We start from the raw sequence: 24,844 nt of genomic DNA, 5'->3' as shown, positions 1-24,844 counted from the left end.
ATGGCAGAGAGGTCACACCCGTTCCCATACCGAACACGGAAGTTAAGCTCTCTAGCGCCGATGGTAGTTGGGACCTTGTCCCTGTGAGAGTAGGACGTCGCCAAGCAACTAAAAACACAAGTCATTTGACTTGTGTTTTTTTGTATTGTTAAAAAGAATGGGAAAGAAGTAATGGAAATACAAACACGTTGCCCAAGAGTTAATCATATTATATAAAAGATGGGTGTATATTTTTCTGTAAATTGTTAAGGATTAGAAGTATAAAATAGGTTCACTTAAATAGGGAGGGAAGATTATGACATTACAAAGTGAAGTTTGTATTGTTTGTGAGACAAAAAGAAAAGAAGGTATATATGTTTATAATAATTTAATATGCCATGAATGTGAAAAGGATATGGTGAATACAGAGACAGATGATCCGAAATATATATATTATTTAAAGCAGCTTCGAAAATTAGAAGTATCATATTTTTAAATAGGCATATGCCTATTATTTTTTTTGTTCTGTATAATAGATAGAGAATGAATAATAAGGAAGAGATGTAGATGAATCAAAATCGTATGCCTTTATATGAGGCGTTAATAGAGTTTAAAGAAAGAGGGCCGTTATCCTTTCATGTTCCTGGTCATAAGAATGGTTTAAACTTCCCTCAGGAGGCAATAAGAGAGTTTAAAGGTATTCTATCTATTGATGTAACTGAATTAGCAGGACTAGATGATTTGCATAGTCCGTTTGAATGTATAGATGAGGCACAACAATTATTGGCTGAAGTTTATAATACAAAGAGAAGTTATTTTTTAATTAATGGTTCAACAGTCGGGAACTTAGCAATGATTTTGTCTTGTTGCGGGGAACATGATATTGTTCTTGTACAAAGAAATTGTCATAAATCAATTATTAATGGTTTAAAACTTGCGGGAGCAAATCCCATTTTTTTAGATCCATGGATTGATGAAGCTTACAACGTACCAGTGGGAGTTCGTAATGAAATTATTAAGAACGCAATTAGAAAGTATCCAAATGCGAAAGCACTTATTTTAACGCATCCTAATTATTATGGTATGGGGATGGATTTAGAGGCAAGCATCGCTTTTGCACATGCACATAAAATCCCTGTTTTGGTAGATGAGGCACATGGGGCACATCTATGTTTGGGAGAACCATTTCCGAAGTCAGCATTAACATATGGTGCAGATATTGTAGTTCATTCTGCACATAAAACATTACCCGCAATGACAATGGGTTCCTATTTACATATAAATAGTCATTTAGTAGACGAAGATAAGGTTACTACTTATTTAAGTATGCTACAATCTAGTAGTCCATCGTATCCAATTATGGCTTCCTTGGATATAGCACGCTTTACAATGGCGCGTATAAAAGAAGAAGGTCACAGTGAAATTGTTGAGTTTTTACGAAGATTTAAGGAACAATTACGTTCTATTCCCCAAATCGCCATTTTAGAATATCCGTTGCAAGATGAGTTAAAGGTCACCGTACAAACTCGTTGTCAGTTATCAGGGTACGAATTACAGTCTGTATTTGAAAAGGTCGGTATATATACAGAGATGGCTGATCCGTACAATGTCCTATTTATTTTACCCTTACAAGTAAATGAGGGATATATGAAGGTTATAGAGATGATCCGAGTAGCATTGCAACATTATGAGGTGAAAGACAAGAGGGAATCTATTCGTTATACTTATAATGGTGAATTCTCTCTTTTACCGTATACGTATAAACAACTAGACGGATATGAAACAAAGATAGTATCTATAGAAGATGCTGTTGGAATGATAGCGGCGGAAATGGTGATTCCGTATCCACCTGGAATTCCATTAATTATGTATGGAGAGAGAATTACTTCAGAGCATAAAGAGCAAATTATGTATTTAGAAAGAGCAGGAGCTCGTTTTCAAGGTAATACGAAATATATGAAAGTGTATGATATAGAAAGTAGGTTTTAGGATGAAGGGATTATTTGTAACAATTGAGGGCCCAGAAGGTTCAGGTAAAACAACGTTAATTAAAAGCTTATTGCCATATTTTGAACAAAAAGCACAAAAGGTAATGGCGACAAGGGAACCAGGCGGTATTGCAATTTCTGAGGACATTAGGACGATTTTACATAAACAAGAATATACGATGATGGAAGCACGTACAGAAGCGCTTCTTTATGCTGCTGCGCGCAGACAACATTTAGTAGAAAAAGTTATGCCAGCACTTAATGAGAACTACCTCGTGTTATGTGATCGTTTTATAGATAGCTCTTTAGCATACCAAGGCTATGCAAGAGGATTGGGTATGGATAAGGTATTTGAAATAAATCGTTTCGCAACAGAGGACTGTATGCCTAGTTTAACAATTTATCTAGACATTGAGCCTGAGGTTGGTTTGGCTCGGATTGAAAAAGATGCAGGACGTGAAGTAAATCGACTAGATATGGAAGATATCTCTTTCCATAAACGTGTGCGCGAAGGGTATTTACAAGTTGTAGAACGTTTCTCGGATCGTATTGTATTGGTAAATGCTGATCAACCGATGGAAAAACTTATAGAAGAAGTTGTTCAGATTATAGAAGATAAATTGTTATAATAGAAGGAAAGAATGAAATAAGTGAGGTATGCATTATGACGAAGACGTGGGAGCAGCTTTCTGCTATACAACCCATCGGTGTAAAAATGTTGATGAATAGCATTGCAAAAGAGCGTATATCCCACGCTTACTTGTTAGAGGGAGGGAAAGGGACAGGAAAGTTTGCGACAGCAATTCAAATGGCAAAGAGTTTCCTCTGTTCTGAGCGGAATGGAGTAGAGCCCTGCCATGTATGTACAAACTGTAAGCGAATTGATTCAGGTAACCACCCTAACTTACATATTGTAAAACCAGACGGATTATCTATTAAGAAGCAGCAAATTCATGATTTACAAGAAGAGTTTTCCAAAACAGGATTAGAGGCAAATAAAAAAATATATATTATTGAGCACGCAGATCGTATGACAGCAAATGCGGCAAATACACTTTTGAAATTTTTAGAAGAACCAAGTAGTGATACAACTGCTATTTTACTTACTGAACAAAGTCATCAAATTTTAAATACGATTTTATCTCGCTGCCAAGTTGTTACGTTTAGACCGTTACCTACGGAATCTTTAATTAGAAGATTACAGGATGAAGGGATTACAGCATCTTTATCGACACTTGCTGCTCAACTTACAAATAGTTTTGATGAAGCTTTAGCTTTATGTAGTGATGAATGGTTTGCACAAGCACGAGCTTTAGTGATAAAATTATGTGAAGCGCTCGAAAAAGATAAAACCTCTATTTTTTTTGTACAAGAAAAATGGGGAAAACACTTTGGAGAGAAAGAACAATTACAGCAAGGTTTAGATATGTTACTCCTTATTTATAAGGATTTATTATATGTTCAACTTGGAGAAGAAGATCGTCTTGTTTTTCATGAGCAGAAAGAGATGTTTGAATCGTTTTCCTATGCTCAGAAGCGCATTGTATCAGCTCTCTTTAATATATTAGAGGCAAAAAATAGAATCAACGCTAATGTAAATGCGCAGCTTGTGTTCGAACAGTTAGTGTTGCGGTTGCAGGAGGGATGACCGTTTTGTATGATGTAGTAGGTGTTCGCTTTAAGAAGGCCGGAAAGGTATATTACTTTGATCCAAACCAGTTCGATATCTCTGAAAATGAGTTTGTCATTGTAGAAACGGTAAGAGGTATTGAATACGGAAAAGTAGTTATTACCAAAAAACAAGTTGATGAAAACGACGTTGTATTACCGCTAAAAAAGGTTATTCGTATTGCAAATGAAAATGATCGTACCATTGTTGAAGAGAACAAACATGCTGCCAAAGAAGCATATCAAGTTTGTCAACAAAAGGTAGTAGAGCATAATCTTGATATGAAACTTGTAGATGTAGAGTATACATTCGATCGTAATAAGATTATTTTCTATTTTACTGCGGATGGTCGGATCGATTTCCGCGAACTAGTGAAGGACTTAGCCGCAATTTTTAGAACAAGAATTGAACTAAGACAAATTGGTGTTCGTGATGAAGCGAAGATGCTAGGTGGTATTGGTCCATGTGGTCGTATGCTTTGTTGTTCTACTTTTTTAGGGGATTTTGAACCTGTATCCATTAAAATGGCAAAGGATCAAAATTTATCATTAAATCCTGCAAAAATCTCTGGTTTATGTGGTCGCTTAATGTGTTGCTTAAAATATGAGAATGATGAATATGAGGCAGCAAAGGAACAACTTCCTGATTTAGATCAACGTATACAAACCCCGCATGGTACTGGCCGTGTTATCGGATTAAATATTTTAGAAAGATTAATTCAAGTGGAACTAGTAGACAAGGAACGGATAGTAGAATATACGTTAGATGAGTTAGTGAATAAAGGGGTCGTTTCGAGTCAAACCACAGATTAATGAGGTGGGTGCTTGTGGAGAAAAAAGATATTTTTGAATCGGTTTCTAGTATGGAAGAGCAAATTGGACATTTATATAAACAGTTGGGAGAGTTAAAACAGCATCTTGCAGAGTTGTTGGAAGAAAACCAACATATAAAAATGGAAAATAACAATTTGCGACACCGTTTTGAAGAAGTGCAGAATAAAGAAAAACAAAAAACTCAAAAACGTAAAGAAGTGAAGCCGAAAACAGATATTGGTGAAGGCTATGACAATTTAGCGAGACTATATCAAGAAGGTTTTCATATTTGCAATCTACATTATGGAAGTGTACGTAAAGAGGGAGATTGTTTGTTCTGTCTTTCATTCTTAAATAAAAAGTGAAATTACCTTTCCAATTATAATTGGAAAGGTAATTTTTTATACATGAAATAGGGTAGGTTAAGGGTAAGAAAAGGAGCAGTATATGAATTTATATGAAGATGAACGTTTAGATTACTTATTAGCACAAGACATGAAGATTATACAAAGCCCATCAGTATTTAATTTTTCTTTAGATGCCGTTTTACTTGCAGATTTTGCATGGGTACCAATTCAAAAGGGGAATTTACTTGATTTGTGTACAGGTAACGCGGTTGTTCCCCTTCTATTAAGTACAAGAACAAAAGGAAATATTACTGGTGTGGAAATTCAAGAACGCTTATATGATATGGGAGTAAGAAGTGTTCAATACAATGGGTTAGAAGAAAGAATTCACCTCATACATGGAGATTTGAAAGATATGCCAGAGAAACTTGGGCGTCATCAATATGATGTTGTTACATGTAATCCACCATATTTTCAAACACCTCAAACTTCAGAGAAAAATATGAATGAACATTTAGCGATAGCTCGTCATGAAATTATGTGTACATTAGAAGATGTTGTATCTGCAAGTAGTCAGTTAGTAAAACAAGGTGGGAAAGTAGCGTTTGTACATCGTCCAGGGCGATTACTAGACATTGTCACATTAATGCGTAAATATAAAATTGAACCAAAGCGTGTGCAATTTGTTTATCCTAAGGTTGGAAAAGAAGCAAATACATTGTTAATTGAAGGAATTAAGGATGGAAATGCAGATTTGAAAATTTTACCGCCTCTCGTTGTATATGAGAACAATAACGAATATACAAAGGAGCTACGTTCAATTTTATATGGAGAAGAATAAGCACTTTTTTTATGTGGTAGAGTGCTCTGATGGAAGTTATTATGCTGGATATACAAACCATATAGAAAAGAGAATTCAGACTCATAATAGCGGCAAAGGGGCTAAGTATACACGCGTCAGGCTTCCTGTCGTTTTAAAATATGTAGAGACCCACGATGATAAGCGTACAGCTATGCAAGCGGAGTATTACTTTAAGCAATTAACGAGAAAACAAAAAGAGGCATATATGCAAAAAGGAGAACGCTATGTGGCAACAAAAAAGCTTTCAACAAAATGAAAAGGGAGTTTTATATTTAGTACCAACTCCTATTGGAAATCTAGAAGATATGACATTTCGTGCAATCCGAATTTTAAAAGAAGTTGATTTAATTGCTGCTGAAGATACGAGACAAACGAAAAAACTTTGTAATTATTTTGAAATTGAAACACCTGTCACGAGTTATCATGAGCACAATAAAGAAGTAAGTGGGAAGAAACTATTAGAGAAATTAGAGGATGGAAAGAATGTAGCACTTGTTAGTGACGCTGGTATGCCGTGTATTTCTGATCCAGGTTACGATATTGTCGTTGAGGCAGTAGCTGAGCAATATCATGTAATTCCGCTTCCTGGAGCAAATGCAGCCCTTACAGCATTAATTGCATCCGGTCTTGAAACAAAGCAGTTTTATTTCTATGGTTTCTTGCAGAGAAACAAAAAGGAACGGAAGATGGAGTTAGAAAAGCTTCGTTATGTACAAACTACAATGATGTTTTATGAAGCACCTCATCGTTTAGATGATACTTTAATTTCGATGCAGGAAGTGTTGGGAAATAGAGAGATTGTATTATGTCGAGAGTTAACGAAAAAATTTGAGGAATTTATTCGAGGAACAATCGAAGAAGCAATTGAGTGGACGAAGCAAAATGAAGTACGTGGTGAATTTTGTATTTTAGTAGCTGGTTCAACAGAAGAACCTGCTCCAGAAGAACAATGGTGGGAATCTCTTTCGGTATATGATCATATTGAATATTATATAAATGAAAAAAGTATGAATTCAAAAGAAGCGATTAAAACAGTCGCTAAAGATCGAGATTTGTCGAAAAGAGATGTATATCAAATCTATCATGTCGATAAAAAATAAGCTTCTCATAATTGAGAAGCTTATTTTGCTGTTTCGATATAATCTTGAAGTTCGTTTAAGATTTGCTCAGCGCCTTCTTTGCTTAAGATGATTTTACCTTCAGCTAAAGAAAGGTTACCGTCAGATACTTCACCAGTTACTTGGCAAGTCATGTTTGGTTTATATTTCTTTAAGATGATTTTTTCGTCATCAACATAGATTTCAAGAGCGTCCTTTTCTGCAATACCTAAAGTACGGCGTAATTCGATTGGAATTACTACACGACCTAATTCATCAACTTTACGAACAATACCAGTAGATTTCATAATTTTTTTCCTCCTAAATAAATAGTTTATAAGTTTCGAGTCTATTTTTAGATTCGTCATTTTTCGACAAAATACCCTATGGACATATGATACCAATCATTTACATTTCCGTCAATTCTTAAATTCTATATTTTTTAAAAAGATTTATAGATTTCTTATTTCTTATATATAATAGATTGAGAGGAAATTCCACAATTATTTACATTATTTTCTGAAAAAATAATAAATTTAAAGTGGATATTGTATATTTTTTTGAAATATGAGCAATAGATGATAAAGATATCGAGCATTAAGACCTAAATTGAAAATTAGGTTGGCGTAAAGAAGATAAGTTAGATTTGGGCTGCTCGTAAAAGCCCAATTAACGTGGGCTAATAATTAGTGGGGAGGAACAAAAACCCTACTGATTAAAGTTTCACTTTATATATGAGTTTTTGATATACTGTTTATAAATACATATGAGGTTATTCGGGAGGTCCAAAACAATGACAGAGGAAAATAAGTCCTTTTATATTACTACCCCAATTTATTATCCAAGTGGAAAATTACACATTGGACATGCTTATACGACAGTAGCAGGAGATGCGATGGCACGATATAAGCGTATGCAAGGTTATAATGTGCATTATTTAACAGGAACTGATGAGCATGGACAGAAGATCCAAAAGAAAGCAGAAGAGTTAAATATTACGCCACAGGCATATGTTGATAACATTGTTGCAGGAATTAAAGAGCTTTGGGAGAAGATGGATATTTCTTATGATGATTTTATTCGTACAACTGAAGATCGTCATAAAGATGTTGTCGAAAAAATCTTTAAACAATTAGTAGATCAAGGTGACATTTATCTTGATGAATATGAAGGTTGGTATTCTGTACAAGATGAGACGTTCTATACAGAGCATCAATTAGTAGATCCAATTATGGAAGGCGACAAAGTAGTTGGAGGAAAAAGCCCAGATAGTGGTCATGATGTAGAACTTGTTCGTGAAGAATCTTATTTCTTTAGAATGGGTAAATATGTCGACAGACTATTAAAGTTCTATGAAGATAATCCACATTTCATTCAGCCGGAGTCTCGTAAAAATGAAATGATTAATAATTTTATTAAACCAGGATTAGAAGATTTAGCAGTTTCTCGTACTTCATTTGACTGGGGAGTTCGTGTTCCTGGTAACCCAAAACACGTTATTTATGTATGGGTTGACGCATTATCTAACTATATTACGGCGTTAGGTTATGGAACAGCAAATGAAGAGAAATATAAAAAATTCTGGCCTGCAGATGTGCATTTAGTTGGGAAAGAAATTGTTCGTTTCCATACAATTTATTGGCCGATAATTTTAATGGCATTAGATTTACCTCTTCCGAAGAAAGTCTTTGCTCATGGCTGGATTTTAATGAAGGATGGAAAGATGAGTAAGTCAAAAGGAAACGTAGTAGATCCAGTTACATTAATCGATCGTTACGGATTAGATGCATTACGTTATTACCTACTTCGTGAAGTTCCATTTGGATCTGATGGCGTATTTACACCAGAAGGATTTGTGGAGCGTATTAATTTCGACTTAGCAAATGACTTAGGTAATTTATTAAATCGTACAGTAGCTATGATTGATAAGTACTTTAACGGAGAAATCCCTGCATTTAAAGCAAATGTGACGGAATTTGATGAAACGTTAGTAGCGTTTGCACAAGATACTTTGAAAAAAGTAGAAGAAGCAATGGAGAATATGGAGTTCTCTGTAGCGTTAGGATCTATTTGGCAACTAGTTAGTCGTACGAATAAATATATTGATGAAACACAACCATGGGTATTAGCAAAAGATGAGAATGATCGTGAAAAGTTAGCCTCTGTAATGGCTCATTTAGCAGAAGTACTTCGTCAAACAGGTATTATGCTTATGCCATTCTTAACAGTAGCACCAAGCAAGATGTTTGCTCAGCTTGGCCTTACTGATGAAGCTCATAAATCTTGGGAAAGTCTCTCTACAATTGGCTGCATTCCAGCTGGAACAAAAGTAGAAAAAGGAAACCCAATTTTCCCTCGTTTAGAAATGGAAGTGGAAGTAGAGTACATTAAAGAACAAATGAAAAGCTCTGCTCCTAAAGTAGAAGAGAAAAAAGAAGAAGAACCGAAGGCAGAAGAAATTACAATTGATGATTTCTTTAAAGTAGAATTACGCGTAGCTGAAGTACTATCTGCTGAACCTGTGAAAAAAGCAGACAAGCTGTTAAAAATTCAACTAGACTTAGGTACAGAAAAGCGTCAAGTTGTTTCTGGAATTGCAAAATTCTATTCGCCGGAAGACTTAAAAGGTAAAAAGGTTATTTGTGTAACAAACTTAAAACCTGTAAAATTACGCGGTGAATTATCGCAAGGTATGATTTTAGCGGGTGAAGAGAATGGCGTATTGTCATTAGCATCAATTGACCAAAATCTACCAAATGGTACAAAAATCAAGTAATTAAGACAAGAAAAGAGATGTTTCACGTGTAACATGTGTGAAGCGTCTTTTTTCTTTTTACACTCTCTATTTTTGCATTAAGATTGTAGTATTGTTATCGTTAAGTCATTAAAGAACTTATTTTTGTAGAATAAACTTGATTTCAATATAAAAGGAGTTATGTATTATGTTGTTTGATACACATTCACATTTGAATGCAGAGCAATTCGAAGGAGATTTGCAAGAGGTTATTGCCCGAATGAAAGAAGCGGGAGTTACTTATACAGTTGTTGTTGGTTTTGATGAAGTAACGATAAAAAAGGCGATGGAATTAGCTGAAGCCTATGATTTTATTTACGCTGCGGTTGGGTGGCACCCAGTTGATGCAATCGACATGACAGAAGAACATTTAGCTTGGTTAGAAGAACTTGCTTCTCATCCTAAAGTCGTTGCACTTGGAGAAATGGGCTTAGATTATCACTGGGATAAGTCTCCAAAAGAAATACAGAAAGAAGTATTCCGTAAACAAATTGCATTAGCGAAAAAAGTAAAATTGCCGATTATTATACATAACCGCGATGCAACTCAAGATATTGTTGATATTCTAGAAGAAGAGAATGCAGCTGAAGTAGGAGGCATTATGCATTGCTTTAGCGGCAGCGTAGAGGTAGCAGAGCGATGTGTTGATATGAACTTTTTAATTTCGTTGGGTGGACCAGTTACATTTAAAAACGCTAAGAAGCCGAAAGAGGTTGCTACGGAGATTCCATTAGAGAAATTGTTAATAGAGACGGATTGTCCGTATTTAACACCGCACCCATTTCGAGGGAAACGAAATGAACCGAGTTATGTAAAGCTCGTAGCAGAAGAAATTGCGAATTTAAAAGGAATTTCTTATGAGGAAGTAGCAGAAATGACAACTAAAAATGCAAAAGTTTTATTTGGTGTTGAATAAAAAAGAATGGGGAAACCTGTTCTTTTTTATTTTGAGAAAAACTAGTAGAAGTGATGAAGAAAATAAATGTGAATGATGAAGTGTTACAATAAGGACAGAGAACAAAGATTTTTCTATTCTATTTTTTAAAATATAAGAATGGGGAAAATAATAATGGAAAAGTCGTCATTTTTTTGTTTTACTAAGTAGAGACGAAATGAGTGTGGAGGCAAGCATGAAAATAAAAGAGATTATCGTTGTAGAAGGTAAAGATGATACAGTTGCGATTAAGCGTGCTGTTGATGCGGATACAATTGAAACGAACGGTTCAGCAATCGGTGATCATGTTATTGAGCAAGTTAAATTAGCGCAGCAAAAAAGGGGAGTTATTATTTTCACAGATCCGGATTATCCTGGAGAGCGTATTCGAAAAATTATTTCTGACAAGGTTCCTGGCTGTAAGCATGCCTTTTTACCGAAGGAAGAAGCGCTTGCTAAAAGGAAAAAGGGTGTTGGAATCGAACACGCTTCTAATGAGTCGATTCGCCGCGCTCTAGAGAATATACATGAAGAAATGGAAGCTTACACAAGTGAAATTAGTTGGAGTGATTTAGTCGATGCAGGCTTAGTGGGCGGAGAAATGGCAAAGAGCCGCAGAGAAAGAATGGGTAAGCTATTAAAGATTGGTTATACAAATGCAAAACAGTTACATAAACGATTACAGATGTTTCAAGTTTCAAAGGAATCATTTGCAGAAGCTTATAAGCAAGTAATACAGGAGGAAAAAAGATGAAGGATATCGCAACGCCAAATCGTACAAAAGACATTGTTGAAAAGTATGGATTTTCATTCAAAAAAAGTTTAGGACAAAACTTTTTAATTGATACAAATGTATTAAATCGTATTGTCGATCATGCAGAAATTGGTTCAGAAAGTGGTGCAATTGAAATTGGACCAGGTATTGGTGCATTAACAGAGCAATTAGCAAAGCGTGCTAAAAAAGTAGTGGCTTTTGAAATTGATCAAAGACTATTACCAATTTTAGATGAGACGTTAGCGCCATATGGTAACGTTACAGTTATTAATAAAGACGTACTAAAAGCAGATGTACATGAAGTATTTAATGAGCAATTTGAAGAAGGGCAAGATGTAATGGTAGTAGCTAACTTACCATACTATATTACAACGCCAATTTTATTTAAATTGCTTGAAGAAAAGTTACCAGTTCGTGGATTTGTTGTTATGATGCAAAAAGAAGTTGGAGATCGTTTAGCTGCTAAACCTGGAACGAAAGAGTATGGTTCTTTATCGATTGCCATTCAGTATTATACAGAGGTTGAAACAGTTATGACTGTACCGCGTACAGTGTTTGTACCACAGCCAAACGTTGATTCTGCAATTATCCGCCTTCTAAAGCGTCCTAAACCGGTTGTAGAGGTGACAGATGAAACGTTCTTCTTTGAAGTAGTACGAGCAAGTTTCGCACAGCGCCGTAAAACTTTAATGAATAATTTATCAAATAATTTAAATGGTTTCCCGAAAGATAAGGAGTTATTGGATCGAATTTTAACAGAAGTAGGAATTGATCCAAAGCGAAGAGGCGAAACGCTATCTATTGAAGAGTTTGCAACATTAAGTAATGCATTAGTTCTTCATAAATTATCATAAGAATATGAAAGGGACAGTTCAACTTGAACTGTCCCTTTTGTCACCTTTCTCTCTCTAAATTCATACTTTAAAAACAGGTAAGATGGCCTAATGAGTTTGGAGGTAGGAGAATGGTTTTACATGTTGGAGAATTAGTGGAACGATATTCTCATAAGAGGGATATTCTTTTTCGTATTATAGAAATAAAAGGTGAGATAGCTATATTGTTTGGAGAGGAAATTAGACTGGTGGCGGATGCGCCACTTGAAGATTTAATTAGTATAGATCAAAGAGAACATAAAAAAAGGGTGAAGCGTGAGAAAGAAACAATGGAGCGCACGTATCGTTTGTTTCAACAAGATTATGTACTGATGAAACAAAGGCATGAACATACTTCAACTGGTGGATACACAAGTGAGGTGAATTATTTTCAAATGCCGGGACGTGTATTGCATATAGATGGAGACCCTTTATATTTGCGCAAGTGCTTAGACTTATATAACAAAATTGGCGTTCCTGTTCAAGGTATTCATTGTAAAGAAACGGAGATGCATGAAAAAGTAGTAGACTTAATAGATCACTTTCGCCCAGACATTCTCGTTATTACAGGGCATGATGCATATACAAAATCAAAAGGAGTGAAGGGAGATTTAGCGGCATATAGGCATTCAAGGCATTTTGTACAGGCTGTTCGTGAAGTACGAAAAAAATATCCATCACTGGATCAACTTGTTATTTTTGCTGGGGCATGTCAATCACATTTTGAGGCACTAATTCGTGCAGGGGCCAATTTCGCTAGTTCACCATCTAGAATTAATATTCATGCACTAGATCCTGTATATGTAGTTGGTAAAATTAGTTTTACTTCATTTATGGAGAGAGTCAATGTATGGGATGTCGTACGTAATACAATTACTGGTGAAAAGGGACTAGGTGGAATTGAAACGAGAGGGATTTTACGAACGGGATTACCTTTTCAACATTACGAAGAGTAAGCAGGATACATATGTATCTTGCTTTTTTGTATGGAAGGATTTAAATGAATTTGGATAAAAAGAGGTAAGAACGTACAGACTACGTAATGATACTTTTACAATATAGTATTTCTTCTATCTATTCAAACGCAGGATGATATTAGCTGTGAATCGCGGTTAATAATTAGGATAGATATATCGTGCTTTAAGTGTTCAATCTAAATTACAGCGAGGTGTAGCGAAGTATATGTCAAAACGTTTAGATGAAATTAAAAGCGAATTAGATCACCATCTTGGACAACGACTTATGTTAAAAGCAAATAGTGGAAGAAGAAAAACTGTGGAGCAATCAGGTGTACTAGCAGAAACATACCGTTCCGTTTTTGTTGTACAATTGGATCAACAAGAAGATGCGTTGCAACGTGTATCTTATAGTTATGCAGATGTTTTAACAGAGACAGTAGAGTTAACATTTTATGGAGACCCTCATAATGAGGTCATTTTATAATCCGTATATCATTACATATATTCCCATAAATGAAAAGCTATATTATTTTGCATACTAACTATACCGTAGCAAAATAAGGAGGGACTCTGCATTGAGTAGACGAAGAGGTGTCATGTCAAACCAATTTAAAGAAGAGCTAGCAAAAGAGCTTGGCTTTTATGATGTTGTTCAGAAAGAAGGATGGGGCGGAATTCGTGCGAAAGATGCTGGTAACATGGTGAAACGTGCTATAGAAATTGCAGAACAGCAATTAATGAAACGAAACCAGTAGTTGTAAGATACTTTCTATGCTACGGTAGCCGAGGAGACATTCCTCGGCTTTTTGTACTCTAAAAGGTGCCATCATTTTACATAAGTAGTTTCATTCTGAATGCTTTTCGTTATAATTAGGGAAGTGTCATCGTCTTACTATAAATTTATGGTAAAATAAACGATAAAAGATTGAGTACATAGAGTGGGTGAATAGATTGAAGCTACTAGTGAAAGCACCAGCAAAGATTAATCTGTCGTTAGATGTACTGGGAAAAAGACAAGACGGATATCATGAAGTGAAAATGATTATGACAACCATTGATTTAGCAGATCGTCTAGAACTAACGGAATTAGCAGAAGACCGTATTGAAATTTTATCCCATAATCGGTATGTCCCAGACGACCAACGAAATTTAGCTTATCAGGCAGCGAAATTATTAAAAGAGAAGTTTAATGTAAAAAAAGGTGTATCTATTACTATTGAAAAAACGATTCCAGTAGCAGCTGGATTAGCAGGTGGAAGTAGTGATGCAGCAGCGACATTACGTGGTCTTAATAAATTATGGAATTTAGGGCTTACAATTGATGAGTTAGCAGAGCTTGGCGCAGAAATTGGATCAGATGTATCGTTCTGTGTATACGGAGGCACAGCAATTGCCACTGGAAGAGGAGAGAAAATTGAGCATATAAAGACTCCACCTTCTTGTTGGGTTATTTTAGCGAAACCACATATAGGTGTATCTACTGCTGATGTGTATGGAAATTTAAAGTTAAATCGAGTTACACATCCAAATGTAGATAAAATGGTTGATGTCATAAATTCTGGTGATTATAAAGGAATTTGTGATACTGTTGGTAACGTTTTAGAAGATGTAACATTTGGAATGCATCCTGAAGTTGCCCGTATTAAATCACAGATGAAGCGATTTGGAGCGGATGCTGTATTAATGAGTGGAAGTGGTCCAACTGTATTCGGACTTGTACACCATGATTCACGAATGCATCGCATTTATAACGGATTAAAAGGATTTTGTGAACAAGTCTATGCGGTACGTTTATTAGGAGAGCGAGAAACGCTTGAATAAAGACGTATAATACGTTATGATTTGTTTAGAATATTCGTGATTTGAGGTGAGAGTATGAAAATTAGAAGAAGTACAAGGTTAGTCGATATGACTTATTACTTGCTACAAAACCCTCGTCAGCTAGTATCTCTCACTTTTTTTGCTGAAAGGTATCAATCGGCTAAGTCTTCCATTAGTGAAGATTTAGTTATTATTAAGCAAACGTTTGAACAACAAGGGGTCGGCACATTGCAAACGATACCAGGAGCAGCAGGAGGAGTGAAATATATACCGTATATAAGTGAAGAAGAGGCAGATCTAATTATTGATGAGCTTTGTGGCTTATTTGAAAACCCAGATCGTATTTTGCCTGGCGGTTACTTATACATGACAGATTTATTGAGTAATCCTCGCCATATTAATGGCGCAGGTCGTTTGTTTGCTTCTGTTTTTGCTAGGCAACCAATTGATGCAGTTATGACGGTGGCAACGAAAGGGATTCCACTTGCTTATGCAGTGGCAAATTACTTAGATGTACCAGTTGTAATTGCAAGGAAAGATAATAAGGTAACAGAAGGTCCGACTGTTAGTATTAACTATGTGTCGGGTTCTTCTAAACGAATTCAAACAATGACGTTAGCAAAACGCAGTCTTCCAGAAGGGTCGAATGTTTTAATTATTGATGACTTCATGAAAGCTGGCGGAACAATTCAAGGTATGATGAGTATGTTAGAAGAGTTCAAGGCTAATGTTGTTGGTATTGGTGTATTAGTAGAATCCACAGATATTGAAGAACGACTAATTAATAATTTTGTATCATTAATTCGTCTATCGGAAGTTGATGTGAAAGAAAAAACGATTCAAGTGGAAAAAGGGAATTATTCTCTTGCGCCATTTGATGAAGGGCTTGTAGAGGCGGAATAAAAGATAGAGCAGATAGCTCTATCTTTTTTTATTTTATTTATAGATTATAAAATAGGTGGACAAACTGCCTTTCGTACACTATTTTTAAAGAGTAAAATAAATAATAAAAGGGTGAAAAGTATGAAAGTTGTTCAAACAAGCAAGGCACCACAAGCAATTGGACCTTATTCACAGGGGATTATTGTAAATAACATGTTCTATAGCTCAGGACAAATTCCATTGACGGCAAATGGGGAGCTTGTAACAGGAGATGTAACAGTACAAACAGAACAAGTATTTCAAAATTTACAAGCGGTATTAGAGGAAGCAGGTGCTTCATTTGATACAGTCGTAAAAACAACAGTATTTTTAAAGGACATGGATGATTTTAATGCTGTGAATGAAGTGTATAGCTCTTATTTCTCTACTCATAAACCAGCTCGATCTTGTGTGCAAGTAGCAAAATTACCGAAAGATGTTTCCGTTGAAATTGAAGTAATCGCCCTAGTTAAGTAACCTTTTGTAAGCGATAACCTCCACTAATCTCTATATTCAACTACTTTAAAAATTTTTATCTTAAAAATTTTTAAAAAATTAAAGGGAAAATAGAAAATTTGTGGAATTTATACAAATATATCGCTTATTTAGAAAAGGGTGGTGAACACAAGATGGAAGTGACTGACGTAAGATTACGCCGCGTAAACACAGAAGGCCGCATGAGAGCAATTGCCTCTATTACTCTAGACCATGAATTTGTTGTTCATGATATTCGTGTAATTGATGGTAATAATGGATTATTTGTAGCAATGCCAAGTAAACGTACTCCAGATGGAGAGTTCCGTGACATTGCACATCCAATTAATTCTGGTACACGCTCTAAAATTCAAGATGCGGTTTTAACAGAGTATCATCGTTTAGGCGAGTTAGAAGAGGTTGAGTTTGAAGAAGCAGGTGCTTCGTAAAATTCGAATGAAAAGGGCTTTTGACAAAAAGCCTTATAATTTTGTAGCAAACTCCTGTAAGCATTTACAGGAGTTTGTTTTTTTTGCTTTATATTTGGAAACTGCATAATTTATTAACATAAAAAGAAGAAACTACTAATTTTTTCAAAATCATTTTAAATAGTATAGCTTATTTCTTAAAAAAGATACTAAAGAGTAAAACATCTTATAAGAATTATGGTAAAATTTAATAGTTAAAATGTGTTTCTTGAAATATATGATGATTTAGGATAATATCTTTAATGGATAAATAGGTTGCGATGGAGGGTCTATATGTCAAACAGATTTGCAGTGATTCTAGCTGCAGGTAAAGGCACACGTATGAAGTCTAAGCTATACAAAGTGCTGCATCCTGTATGTGGAAAACCTATGGTACAACACGTAGTCGATCAAGTATCTCAATTAGGATTGCAGAAACTTGTAACGGTTGTTGGACATGGTGCTGAAATGGTACAAGAACAGCTAGGGAACGTAAGTGAATTTGCATTACAAGCAGAACAACTTGGTACAGCACATGCTGTAGATCAAGCTGCAAGTGTACTTGCAAATGAAGAAGGAACAACTTTAGTTATTTGTGGTGATACGCCTCTAATAACTGCTGAAACAATGGAAGCATTACTTCAGCAACATAAAGAAGCAGGAGCAATGGCGACGGTGCTAACAGCATACATAGAAGAGCCTGCTGGATATGGCCGTATTGTTCGTAATGAGAATGGTCATGTTGAAAAGATTGTTGAGCATAAAGATGCAAATGAGAAAGAATTAGCTATTAAAGAAATCAATACAGGTACGTATTGTTTTGATAATAAGGCTTTATTTGCTTCACTTTCTAAAGTTTCAAATGATAACGTGCAAGGTGAATATTACCTTCCAGATGTTATTGAGATTTTAAAAAATGAAGGTCATATCGTATCAGCTTATCAAACAGAGCAGTTCGACGAAACGTTAGGTGTTAACGACAGAGTCGCTCTATCGCAAGCGGAAATTATTATGAAAAACCGTATCAACCGAAAGAACATGGTAAACGGTGTTACAATTATTGATCCAAGTAACACTTATATTTCTGCTGATGCAGTTATCGGTAGTGATACAGTTCTTCATCCAGGAACAATTATTGAGGGGAACACTGTAATTGGCTCTGATTGTGAAATTGGACCGCATACAGTAATTCGCGATAGTGAAATTGGAGATCGTACGACAATTCGACAATCTACTGTACATGATAGTAAGCTTGGTACAGAAGTATCGGTTGGTCCATTTGCACATATTCGCCCAGATTCAGTTATTGGAGACGAAGTACGCGTTGGAAACTTCGTGGAAATCAAAAAAACTGTCTTTGGTAATAGAAGTAAAGCTTCACACTTGAGTTATATCGGGGATGCACAAGTTGGAGAAGACGTGAATCTTGGTTGTGGTTCAATTACGGTGAACTATGACGGTAAGAATAAATTCAAAACTGTGATTGGTAATGGGGTATTTATTGGATGTAATTCAAACCTTGTTGCTCCAGTAACAGTTGAAGATGGTGCTTATGTGGCAGCAGGCTCTACAATTACAGAGAATGTTCCATCAAAAGCATTATCGGTAGCACGTGCACGTCAAGTTAACAAAGAAGACTATGTTGATCAATTGCTGAATAAGAAAAAATCATAATGTGGAGGGTTAATCTAGATGTCGACTCAATATCTAAATTCTAATTTGAAAGTATTCTCTTTAAACTCTAATAAGGAACTTGCTGAGCAGATTGCAAAGCATATTGGAGTAGGGCTAGGAAAATGTTCTGTTGATCGTTTTAGTGATGGAGAAGTTCAAATTAACATTGAAGAAAGTATCCGTGGTTGCGATGTATTCATTATTCAATCTACAAGCTTCCCAGTAAACGAACATATCATGGAATTACTTATTATGATTGATGCATTAAAACGTGCATCTGCGAAAACAATTAATATTGTTATTCCTTACTATGGTTATGCGCGTCAAGACCGTAAAGCGCGTTCTCGTGAACCAATTACATCGAAACTTGTAGCAAACTTGCTTGAAACAGCAGGTGCAACTCGTGTAATCACTCTAGATTTACATGCTCCACAAATTCAAGGGTTCTTTGATATCCCAATCGACCACTTAATGGGTGTACCGATTCTTTCAGATTACTTTGAAACAAAAGGTCTTAAAGATATCGTAATCGTGTCTCCTGACCATGGTGGTGTAACTCGTGCAAGAAAAATGGCAGATCGTCTAAAAGCGCCAATCGCTATTATTGATAAGCGTCGTCCTCGCCCGAATGTATCAGAGGTAATGAACATTATCGGTAATATTGAAGGTAAAACAGCGATTTTAATTGATGACATCATTGATACAGCTGGTACAATTACATTAGCAGCAAACGCTCTTGTTGAGAACGGTGCTTCTGAAGTATATGCTTGCTGTACACACCCAGTATTATCTGGTCCAGCAATTGAGCGTATTCAAAATTCAAATATTAAAGAGTTAGTTGTAACGAACTCTATCGTATTACCAGAAGAGAAGAAAATCGACAAAGTACATGAACTTTCAGTTGCTCCATTAATCGGAGAAGCAATCATTCGTGTATACGAAGAAGAATCTGTGAGTGTATTATTCAATTAATTGGATAGAATGAGACGTAACCAAAATTGGTTACGTCTTTTCGTATCGAAAAAAGAAAGTAGTGGTACAAGAATGAAATTGATAGTAGGACTTGGGAACCCAGGTAGAGAATATGAATTAACAAGGCATAATATTGGATTTATGGCCATTGATGAACTTGCGAAGCGTTGGAACATTTCTTTGAATGAACAAAAATTTAAAGGTGTATTTGGTGCAGGGTTTGTTAATGGAGAAAAGGTAATCTTATTAAAGCCGCTAACATACATGAACTTATCTGGGGAAAGTATTCGTCCACTCATGGATTATTATAAAATTGATGTTGAGGACTTCGTTGTTATGTACGACGATTTGGACATTCCTGTAGGTAAATTGCGTCTTCGCATGAAAGGTAGTGCTGGTGGACATAATGGTGTAAAGTCAACGATTTCGCACCTAGGAACACAAGAATTTCAACGTATCCGTATGGGAATCGATCGCCCGAAAAATGGAATGAAGGTAGTCGATTATGTATTAGGACGCTTTACATCTGAAGAGATTCCGGATGTTAACCATTCTATTGAAAAAGCAGCGGATGCATGTGAAGAGTGGCTAAATAAGCCTTTTCTCCAAATCATGAATACTTTCAATAGTTAAAAATGAGATTGGGAATATTTCTCTTTTGTTTTACCCATACTAGTAGTAATTGAATTTTTAGGAGGCTAGTATGGAAGGGTATTATTATTGCAGACACTGCGGAGGTAATGTAGGCTCCATTAACGCAGAAAAAGTATATAGCGACGTTTTATTTCAACTAACAGAGCAAGAAGTAGTAGAAATGATTCATTTTCATGAGAATGGAAATATATATATAAAAACGATTTGTGAATCGTGTCAAGAAACGCTCGCATCTTATCCTGAGTATTATGAGTATGAAAAATTTCTGCAATAAAATGTTGTCGCTTTGGCATGTCCAAAGCATTTTTCTGTTTTCCTTTTCCGAAATATTTGCATAAAATAGAATGACTTGCTCTTTATGTTGAGAGGAGTTTTAAAAATGATAGGTTTATTAGAGCAATTTTATAAAAATGAAGAGATACAATCGGTTATTAATGGATTAGAAGATGGGTTAAAAGAACAACTTATATCAGGGATGGCAACGTCTTCTCGTTCATTATTAATGGCGGCTTTATATAAAAAAACAAAAAAATCACAATTAATCGTGACGCATAACTTATACCAAGCACAAAAAGTACATGAAGATTTAGTGGCGTTACTTGGTGAAAAAGATGTGTGGTTATATCCAGTGAATGAACTGATAGCATCGGAAATTGGAGTTGCAAGTCCAGAATTGAAGGCGCAACGTATAGAAGTGTTAAATCGCTTGGCTGCGGGAGAGAATGGAATCATTGTAGCGCCAGTGGCAGGATTGCGTAGATTTTTACCAATAAAAGAATTGTGGAAGCAAAAGCAAGTTGAAATCAATCTAGGGCAAGAGATTGATTTAGATGCGCTCTTGCATACTTTACATCATATTGGCTATGAACGTAAGTCGATGGTAGAAGCTCCAGGGGAGTTCAGTTTGCGTGGGGGAATATTAGATATTTATCCTTTAACTGAAGAACTACCATTTCGTATTGAATTCTTTGATACAGAAGTCGATTCTATTCGATTATTTGATGTGGATGAACAGCGTTCTCAAGGTAAAAAAGAAAGCGTTAGGTTTGGTCCAGCAACAGAGTTTTTATTTTCACAGGAAGAATTAAAATCAGGAATTCAGCATCTTGAAGAAGGTTTGACTAAGACGATGCAAAAACTTTCTGATGATAAACTAAAGACTACAGTGCTTGAGACGGTAAGTCATGAAATTGAGATGTTGAAAAACGGGCAAAGTATAGAACAGATGTTTAAATACTTATCTATTTTCTATAAAGAACCTGCTAGTCTGATAGATTATTTACCAGAAGACGGTGTTGTAATTTTAGACGAGATTTCCCGTATTCAAGAAACAGCATCGCATCTTGAAACAGAAGAGGCGGAATGGTATATATCACTTCTTGGTGAAGGAACAATTATTCAAGATTTATCTTTCTCTCACCCATTCGAGGGGTTTCTTCATCATAAAAAAAGAAGTTTTGTATATTTAACGTTATTCTTGCGTCATATCGCACACACACATCCGCAAAATATTGTTAATGTAACATGTAAAACAATGCAAGATTTCCATGGACAGATGAATTTGTTAAAAACAGAAATTGATAGATGGAATGAAGGGCATTTTACGACTGTTGTACTTGGAACAGATGATGAACGTGTGAAAAAATTACAACATATTTTAAGTGATTATGATATTGAGGCAGATATTGTAGAAGGTACAGATATTTTATTGCCTGGAAGGTTACAAATTGCTGTAGGTGATTTACATGCAGGTTTTGAAATGCCGATGCAAAAGCTTGTTGTCATTACTGAAAAGGAGCTTTTTCATAAGAAAGTTAAAAAATCACAACGTAAACAAAAGTTATCGAATGCTGAACGTATTAAAAGTTATTCGGAATTAAAAGTTGGAGATTATGTAGTTCATGTAAATCATGGTATAGGTAAATTTTTAGGTATTGAGACATTAGAGATTAATGGTGTTCATAAAGATTATTTAAATATTAAATATCAAGGTAATGATAAGCTATACGTTCCAATTGAACAAATTGATCAAGTTCAAAAATATGTAGGATCTGAAGGTAAGGATCCGAAAGTTTATAAATTAGGTGGTAATGATTGGAAGAAGGTTAAAACGAAAGTTGAAAAATCTGTACAAGACATTGCGGATGACCTAATTAAACTATATGCTGAGCGCGAAGCTTCAAAAGGCTATGCATATACGCCAGATACGGCAGAACAACAAGAGTTCGAATCATCTTTCCCGTATCAAGAGACAGAGGATCAGTTACGTTCTATTGACGAGATTAAAAAAGATATGGAACGCGGACGCCCAATGGATAGGCTCCTTTGTGGTGACGTAGGATATGGAAAGACTGAAGTGGCTATTCGTGCGGCATTTAAAGCAATTATGGATGAAAAACAAGTTGCAATTTTAGTACCGACAACGATTCTTGCGCAGCAACACTATGAAACAATTCGAGAGCGTTTTCAAGATTATCCGATCAATATAGGCTTATTAAGTAGATTCCGTACGAGAAAACAACAAAATGAAACAATTAAGGGCTTAAAGGATGGAACAGTAGATATTGTAATCGGAACACATCGTATTTTATCTAAAGATGTTACGTATAAAGATTTAGGGCTTCTTATTATTGATGAAGAACAAAGATTTGGTGTAACACATAAAGAAAAAATTAAACAATTGAAGGCGAATGTTGACGTATTAACATTAACGGCAACTCCGATTCCGCGGACGCTTCATATGTCTATGCTTGGTGTGCGCGACTTATCTGTTATTGAGACACCACCAGAAAATCGTTTCCCAGTCCAAACGTATGTAGTAGAGTATAATCCAGCATTAATACGAGAGGCGATAGAGCGAGAGCTTGCAAGAGGTGGTCAAGTTTACTTCCTATATAACCGTGTAGAGGATATTGAAAGAAAAGCGGATGAAATTTCGATGTTAGTTCCAGATGCCCGCGTAACGTACGCACATGGGAAAATGAACGAAAGCGAATTAGAGTCTGTTATGCTATCATTTTTAGAAGGACAGCATGATGTTCTTGTAAGTACAACAATTATTGAGACGGGTGTAGATATTCCGAATGTAAATACGTTAATTGTATTTGATGCAGATCGTATGGGATTATCACAGTTGTATCAGCTTCGTGGGCGTGTTGGACGTTCTAATCGTGTTGCATATGCATACTTTGCATATAAACGTGACAAAGTGCTGTCAGAGGTTGCAGAGAAGCGTCTACAAGCAATTAAAGAGTTCACGGAACTTGGATCTGGTTTCAAAATTGCTATGAGAGATTTATCTATTCGTGGAGCAGGTAATTTGTTAGGGGCAGAACAGCATGGATTTATTGATTCTGTCGGATTTGATTTATATTCTCAAATGTTAAAAGATGCAATTGAACAGCGTAGAGGAACAGATGGGGCTGAAAATATAGTTAATGTTGAAATTGACTTAGAGGTAGATGCATATCTACCAGATGCTTATATTTCAGATAGTAAGCAAAAAATTATGATGTATAAACAATTTAGAGGTGTTTCTGCAATTGAGGATATTGAAGAATTGCAGGAAGAAATGATCGATAGATTTGGCGATTATCCACAAGAAGTTGGTTATTTATTACAAATTGCAAATATTAAAGTGTTGGCAATGAAAGAACAAATTGAATTAATTAAGCAGAATAAATTTGAAGTAACATTCCTGTTTTCTGAACAAGCAAGCCAAAATATTGATGGTGGAAAATTATTCATGCTCGGAAATAGTTTTGGACGTATGATCGGTTTAGGAATGGAAGGATCACAATTGAAAATTGTTATGAAAACAAATGGCTTAGAGACATCGAAGTGGTTAACAATTGCTGAAAATTTATTAAAAGGCTTACCAGACGTAAAAAAAGAAGTAATAAATGCCTAAAATAAGATAAAAAAATACAATTCGACGTGCATAGAAGAACTAATGTGTAAAATACTATGTCTAACAGTTGGTGATTTTTACATGAACAGGTAAATTCACCACTTTGATCATCAGTAGAAAGTGAGGCAGCATTAGAATGAAAGCAACTGGAATCGTACGTCGAATTGATGATTTAGGCAGGGTAGTAATCCCGAAGGAAATTCGTAGAACCTTACGTATTCGAGAAGGAGACCCACTAGAAATATTTGTTGATCGCGATGGAGAGGTAATTTTAAAGAAGTATTCTCCAATTAGTGAGCTAGGTGATTTTGCAAAAGAATATGCTGATGCTTTATATGACAGCTTAGGACATAATGTGCTTGTGTGTGATCGAGATTCTATCATCGCAGTATCAGGCGTATCGAAAAAAGAATACTTAAATAAAAGTGTTGGCGATCTAATTGAAAAAACGATGGAAGAACGAAAGTCTGTTATTATGACGGATGAAAGTGATATTTCCATTATTGATGGTGTAACAGAAAAGGTTCATTCTTATACAGTTGGACCGATTGTTGCAAACGGAGATCCGATTGGAGCCGTCATTATTTTCTCAAAAGAAGCCATTATAAGCGAGATCGAGCATAAAGCGGTTAATACTGCTGCCAGTTTCTTAGCGAAACAAATGGAACAGTAAGGGTATATTGATTTTAGAAGTAGCAATCTTTCCTAATTATGATCTTTCTTTTTGAGAAATCAATTATTTGGAGATATATGTATATTGAATGAAGGTAGCACTTTGCTACCTTTTTTCGTTGAATATTTTTAACATGTAGGAACTCATTATTACCCGTGTTGGTAAGGGAGTTTGTTCTTTTCTTTATGAT

The 24,844-nt window shown here is 35.5% G+C and carries 27 protein-coding genes and 1 rRNA gene; 27 read left to right on the top strand and 1 reads right to left on the bottom strand.

What is annotated here, in order from left to right; translation table 11 throughout:
• The 10 genes from rrf to rsmI form a co-directional block, all read left to right on the top strand.
• A 5S ribosomal RNA gene (gene rrf / locus HMAS_RS27150) occupies window positions 1-106 on the top strand; the annotation flags it as partial.
• Window positions 107-295: 189 nt separating this feature from the next.
• On the top strand, window positions 296-475 hold the full coding sequence (locus tag HMAS_RS27145) for a sigma factor G inhibitor Gin (protein WP_000175076.1): 180 nt from the start codon (window positions 296-298) through the stop codon (window positions 473-475).
• 71 nt (window positions 476-546) lie between these two features.
• On the top strand, window positions 547-1,968 hold the full coding sequence (locus HMAS_RS27140) for an aminotransferase class I/II-fold pyridoxal phosphate-dependent enzyme (protein WP_006920522.1): 1,422 nt from the start codon (window positions 547-549) through the stop codon (window positions 1,966-1,968).
• A gap of 1 nt (window position 1,969) precedes the next feature.
• Window positions 1,970-2,596 (top strand): dTMP kinase, encoded by a 627-nt coding sequence (gene tmk / locus HMAS_RS27135; protein WP_000677218.1) that lies wholly within the window; start codon window positions 1,970-1,972, stop codon window positions 2,594-2,596.
• 35 nt (window positions 2,597-2,631) lie between these two features.
• Window positions 2,632-3,615, top strand: coding sequence for a DNA polymerase III subunit delta' (gene holB / locus HMAS_RS27130; RefSeq protein WP_000169561.1), 984 nt, complete (start codon window positions 2,632-2,634; stop codon window positions 3,613-3,615).
• Between the two features lie 5 nt (window positions 3,616-3,620).
• Window positions 3,621-4,448: a PSP1 domain-containing protein gene (locus tag HMAS_RS27125; RefSeq protein WP_000272429.1), complete on the top strand. Its 828-nt coding sequence runs from the start codon at window positions 3,621-3,623 to the stop codon at window positions 4,446-4,448.
• Between the two features lie 14 nt (window positions 4,449-4,462).
• Window positions 4,463-4,813, top strand: coding sequence for a DNA replication initiation control protein YabA (gene yabA / locus HMAS_RS27120; RefSeq protein WP_000412063.1), 351 nt, complete (start codon window positions 4,463-4,465; stop codon window positions 4,811-4,813).
• An 82-nt stretch (window positions 4,814-4,895) separates the two neighbouring features.
• Window positions 4,896-5,636 (top strand): tRNA1(Val) (adenine(37)-N6)-methyltransferase, encoded by a 741-nt coding sequence (locus HMAS_RS27115; RefSeq protein WP_001055366.1) that lies wholly within the window; start codon window positions 4,896-4,898, stop codon window positions 5,634-5,636.
• A complete protein-coding gene (locus HMAS_RS27110; RefSeq protein ID WP_000414350.1) occupies window positions 5,623-5,913 on the top strand; it encodes a GIY-YIG nuclease family protein in 291 nt (96 codons plus the stop codon). Before HMAS_RS27115 ends, HMAS_RS27110 begins: the two co-directional genes overlap by 14 nt.
• The gene (gene rsmI / locus HMAS_RS27105) at window positions 5,882-6,757 is read left to right on the top strand and encodes a 16S rRNA (cytidine(1402)-2'-O)-methyltransferase (RefSeq protein ID WP_000267821.1); all 876 of its coding nucleotides are present in this window, start codon (window positions 5,882-5,884) and stop codon (window positions 6,755-6,757) included. Before HMAS_RS27110 ends, rsmI begins: the two co-directional genes overlap by 32 nt.
• Window positions 6,758-6,777: 20 nt before the next feature.
• On the opposite strand, the gene HMAS_RS27100 is transcribed toward rsmI, so the two are convergent.
• Entirely contained in the window at window positions 6,778-7,062 is a 285-nt protein-coding gene (locus HMAS_RS27100; RefSeq protein ID WP_000843036.1) for an AbrB/MazE/SpoVT family DNA-binding domain-containing protein, read from the bottom strand.
• Window positions 7,063-7,547: 485 nt separating this feature from the next.
• Between HMAS_RS27100 and metG the strand changes: the two genes are divergently transcribed.
• The 17 genes from metG (at window position 7,548) to spoVT (ending at window position 24,654) form a co-directional block, all read left to right on the top strand.
• Entirely contained in the window at window positions 7,548-9,530 is a 1,983-nt protein-coding gene (metG, locus tag HMAS_RS27095) for a methionine--tRNA ligase (protein ID WP_000134132.1), read from the top strand.
• A gap of 166 nt (window positions 9,531-9,696) precedes the next feature.
• Entirely contained in the window at window positions 9,697-10,464 is a 768-nt protein-coding gene (locus tag HMAS_RS27090) for a TatD family hydrolase (RefSeq protein ID WP_000895851.1), read from the top strand.
• A 214-nt stretch (window positions 10,465-10,678) separates the two neighbouring features.
• Window positions 10,679-11,236, top strand: coding sequence for a ribonuclease M5 (gene rnmV / locus HMAS_RS27085; RefSeq protein WP_000692836.1), 558 nt, complete (start codon window positions 10,679-10,681; stop codon window positions 11,234-11,236).
• On the top strand, window positions 11,233-12,111 hold the full coding sequence (gene rsmA / locus HMAS_RS27080; protein WP_000651548.1) for a 16S rRNA (adenine(1518)-N(6)/adenine(1519)-N(6))-dimethyltransferase RsmA: 879 nt from the start codon (window positions 11,233-11,235) through the stop codon (window positions 12,109-12,111). The genes rnmV and rsmA overlap by 4 nt, the downstream gene beginning before the upstream one ends.
• A 110-nt stretch (window positions 12,112-12,221) precedes the next feature.
• A complete protein-coding gene (gene yabG / locus HMAS_RS27075; protein ID WP_000242868.1) occupies window positions 12,222-13,085 on the top strand; it encodes a sporulation peptidase YabG in 864 nt (287 codons plus the stop codon).
• A 226-nt stretch (window positions 13,086-13,311) separates the two neighbouring features.
• Window positions 13,312-13,572, top strand: coding sequence for a biofilm formation stimulator Veg (gene veg / locus HMAS_RS27070; RefSeq protein WP_000044347.1), 261 nt, complete (start codon window positions 13,312-13,314; stop codon window positions 13,570-13,572).
• A 91-nt stretch (window positions 13,573-13,663) separates the two neighbouring features.
• A complete protein-coding gene (gene sspF / locus HMAS_RS27065; RefSeq protein ID WP_002094215.1) occupies window positions 13,664-13,843 on the top strand; it encodes an acid-soluble spore protein SspF in 180 nt (59 codons plus the stop codon).
• A 196-nt stretch (window positions 13,844-14,039) separates the two neighbouring features.
• Window positions 14,040-14,909 (top strand): 4-(cytidine 5'-diphospho)-2-C-methyl-D-erythritol kinase, encoded by an 870-nt coding sequence (gene ispE / locus HMAS_RS27060; protein ID WP_000772104.1) that lies wholly within the window; start codon window positions 14,040-14,042, stop codon window positions 14,907-14,909.
• 54 nt (window positions 14,910-14,963) lie between these two features.
• Window positions 14,964-15,812 (top strand): pur operon repressor, encoded by an 849-nt coding sequence (gene purR, locus HMAS_RS27055; protein ID WP_000702466.1) that lies wholly within the window; start codon window positions 14,964-14,966, stop codon window positions 15,810-15,812.
• Between the two features lie 120 nt (window positions 15,813-15,932).
• Window positions 15,933-16,307: a RidA family protein gene (locus HMAS_RS27050; protein WP_000869815.1), complete on the top strand. Its 375-nt coding sequence runs from the start codon at window positions 15,933-15,935 to the stop codon at window positions 16,305-16,307.
• A gap of 152 nt (window positions 16,308-16,459) precedes the next feature.
• Window positions 16,460-16,753: a septation regulator SpoVG gene (gene spoVG / locus HMAS_RS27045; RefSeq protein WP_000454041.1), complete on the top strand. Its 294-nt coding sequence runs from the start codon at window positions 16,460-16,462 to the stop codon at window positions 16,751-16,753.
• A gap of 312 nt (window positions 16,754-17,065) precedes the next feature.
• The gene (gene glmU, locus HMAS_RS27040) at window positions 17,066-18,445 is read left to right on the top strand and encodes a bifunctional UDP-N-acetylglucosamine diphosphorylase/glucosamine-1-phosphate N-acetyltransferase GlmU (RefSeq protein WP_000071041.1); all 1,380 of its coding nucleotides are present in this window, start codon (window positions 17,066-17,068) and stop codon (window positions 18,443-18,445) included.
• Window positions 18,446-18,463: 18 nt separating this feature from the next.
• Window positions 18,464-19,417: a ribose-phosphate diphosphokinase gene (locus tag HMAS_RS27035; protein ID WP_000107420.1), complete on the top strand. Its 954-nt coding sequence runs from the start codon at window positions 18,464-18,466 to the stop codon at window positions 19,415-19,417.
• Window positions 19,418-19,489: 72 nt separating this feature from the next.
• Window positions 19,490-20,050 carry an aminoacyl-tRNA hydrolase gene (gene pth, locus HMAS_RS27030; protein ID WP_000767702.1) on the top strand — a complete coding sequence of 187 codons (561 nt, stop codon included), beginning with the start codon at window positions 19,490-19,492 and terminating at the stop codon, window positions 20,048-20,050.
• Between the two features lie 70 nt (window positions 20,051-20,120).
• A complete protein-coding gene (locus HMAS_RS27025) occupies window positions 20,121-20,345 on the top strand; it encodes an anti-sigma-F factor Fin family protein (protein WP_000399438.1) in 225 nt (74 codons plus the stop codon).
• Between the two features lie 105 nt (window positions 20,346-20,450).
• Entirely contained in the window at window positions 20,451-23,981 is a 3,531-nt protein-coding gene (gene mfd, locus HMAS_RS27020; protein WP_000579686.1) for a transcription-repair coupling factor, read from the top strand.
• Between the two features lie 136 nt (window positions 23,982-24,117).
• Window positions 24,118-24,654, top strand: coding sequence for a stage V sporulation protein T (gene spoVT / locus HMAS_RS27015; protein ID WP_000648302.1), 537 nt, complete (start codon window positions 24,118-24,120; stop codon window positions 24,652-24,654).
• Window positions 24,655-24,844: the final 190 nt, after the last annotated feature.

Source organism: Bacillus sp. HMA207 (assembly GCF_003402455.1).
GTDB classification, from domain to species: Bacteria; Bacillota; Bacilli; order Bacillales; family Bacillaceae_G; genus Bacillus_A; species Bacillus_A cereus.
Note: the sequence above shows the minus strand (reverse complement) of the source record. Positions and strands in the feature narration are given on the sequence as shown.

Bases quoted from the DNA above. Each gene is read 5' to 3' on its own strand.
- HMAS_RS27145 (WP_000175076.1), top strand. From the start codon at position 296: ATGACATTACAAAGTGAAGTTTGTATTGTTTGTGAGACAAAAAGAAAA.
- HMAS_RS27140 (WP_006920522.1), top strand. From the start codon at position 547: ATGAATCAAAATCGTATGCCTTTATATGAGGCGTTAATAGAGTTTAAA.
- tmk (WP_000677218.1), top strand. From the start codon at position 1,970: ATGAAGGGATTATTTGTAACAATTGAGGGCCCAGAAGGTTCAGGTAAA.
- holB (WP_000169561.1), top strand. From the start codon at position 2,632: ATGACGAAGACGTGGGAGCAGCTTTCTGCTATACAACCCATCGGTGTA.
- HMAS_RS27115 (WP_001055366.1), top strand. From the start codon at position 4,896: ATGAATTTATATGAAGATGAACGTTTAGATTACTTATTAGCACAAGAC.
- HMAS_RS27110 (WP_000414350.1), top strand. From the start codon at position 5,623: ATGGAGAAGAATAAGCACTTTTTTTATGTGGTAGAGTGCTCTGATGGA.
- rsmI (WP_000267821.1), top strand. From the start codon at position 5,882: ATGTGGCAACAAAAAAGCTTTCAACAAAATGAAAAGGGAGTTTTATAT.
- HMAS_RS27100 (WP_000843036.1), bottom strand. From the start codon at position 7,062: ATGAAATCTACTGGTATTGTTCGTAAAGTTGATGAATTAGGTCGTGTA.
- metG (WP_000134132.1), top strand. From the start codon at position 7,548: ATGACAGAGGAAAATAAGTCCTTTTATATTACTACCCCAATTTATTAT.
- HMAS_RS27090 (WP_000895851.1), top strand. From the start codon at position 9,697: ATGTTGTTTGATACACATTCACATTTGAATGCAGAGCAATTCGAAGGA.
- rnmV (WP_000692836.1), top strand. From the start codon at position 10,679: ATGAAAATAAAAGAGATTATCGTTGTAGAAGGTAAAGATGATACAGTT.
- rsmA (WP_000651548.1), top strand. From the start codon at position 11,233: ATGAAGGATATCGCAACGCCAAATCGTACAAAAGACATTGTTGAAAAG.
- yabG (WP_000242868.1), top strand. From the start codon at position 12,222: ATGGTTTTACATGTTGGAGAATTAGTGGAACGATATTCTCATAAGAGG.
- veg (WP_000044347.1), top strand. From the start codon at position 13,312: ATGTCAAAACGTTTAGATGAAATTAAAAGCGAATTAGATCACCATCTT.
- purR (WP_000702466.1), top strand. From the start codon at position 14,964: ATGAAAATTAGAAGAAGTACAAGGTTAGTCGATATGACTTATTACTTG.
- HMAS_RS27050 (WP_000869815.1), top strand. From the start codon at position 15,933: ATGAAAGTTGTTCAAACAAGCAAGGCACCACAAGCAATTGGACCTTAT.
- spoVG (WP_000454041.1), top strand. From the start codon at position 16,460: ATGGAAGTGACTGACGTAAGATTACGCCGCGTAAACACAGAAGGCCGC.
- glmU (WP_000071041.1), top strand. From the start codon at position 17,066: ATGTCAAACAGATTTGCAGTGATTCTAGCTGCAGGTAAAGGCACACGT.
- HMAS_RS27035 (WP_000107420.1), top strand. From the start codon at position 18,464: ATGTCGACTCAATATCTAAATTCTAATTTGAAAGTATTCTCTTTAAAC.
- pth (WP_000767702.1), top strand. From the start codon at position 19,490: ATGAAATTGATAGTAGGACTTGGGAACCCAGGTAGAGAATATGAATTA.
- HMAS_RS27025 (WP_000399438.1), top strand. From the start codon at position 20,121: ATGGAAGGGTATTATTATTGCAGACACTGCGGAGGTAATGTAGGCTCC.
- mfd (WP_000579686.1), top strand. From the start codon at position 20,451: ATGATAGGTTTATTAGAGCAATTTTATAAAAATGAAGAGATACAATCG.
- spoVT (WP_000648302.1), top strand. From the start codon at position 24,118: ATGAAAGCAACTGGAATCGTACGTCGAATTGATGATTTAGGCAGGGTA.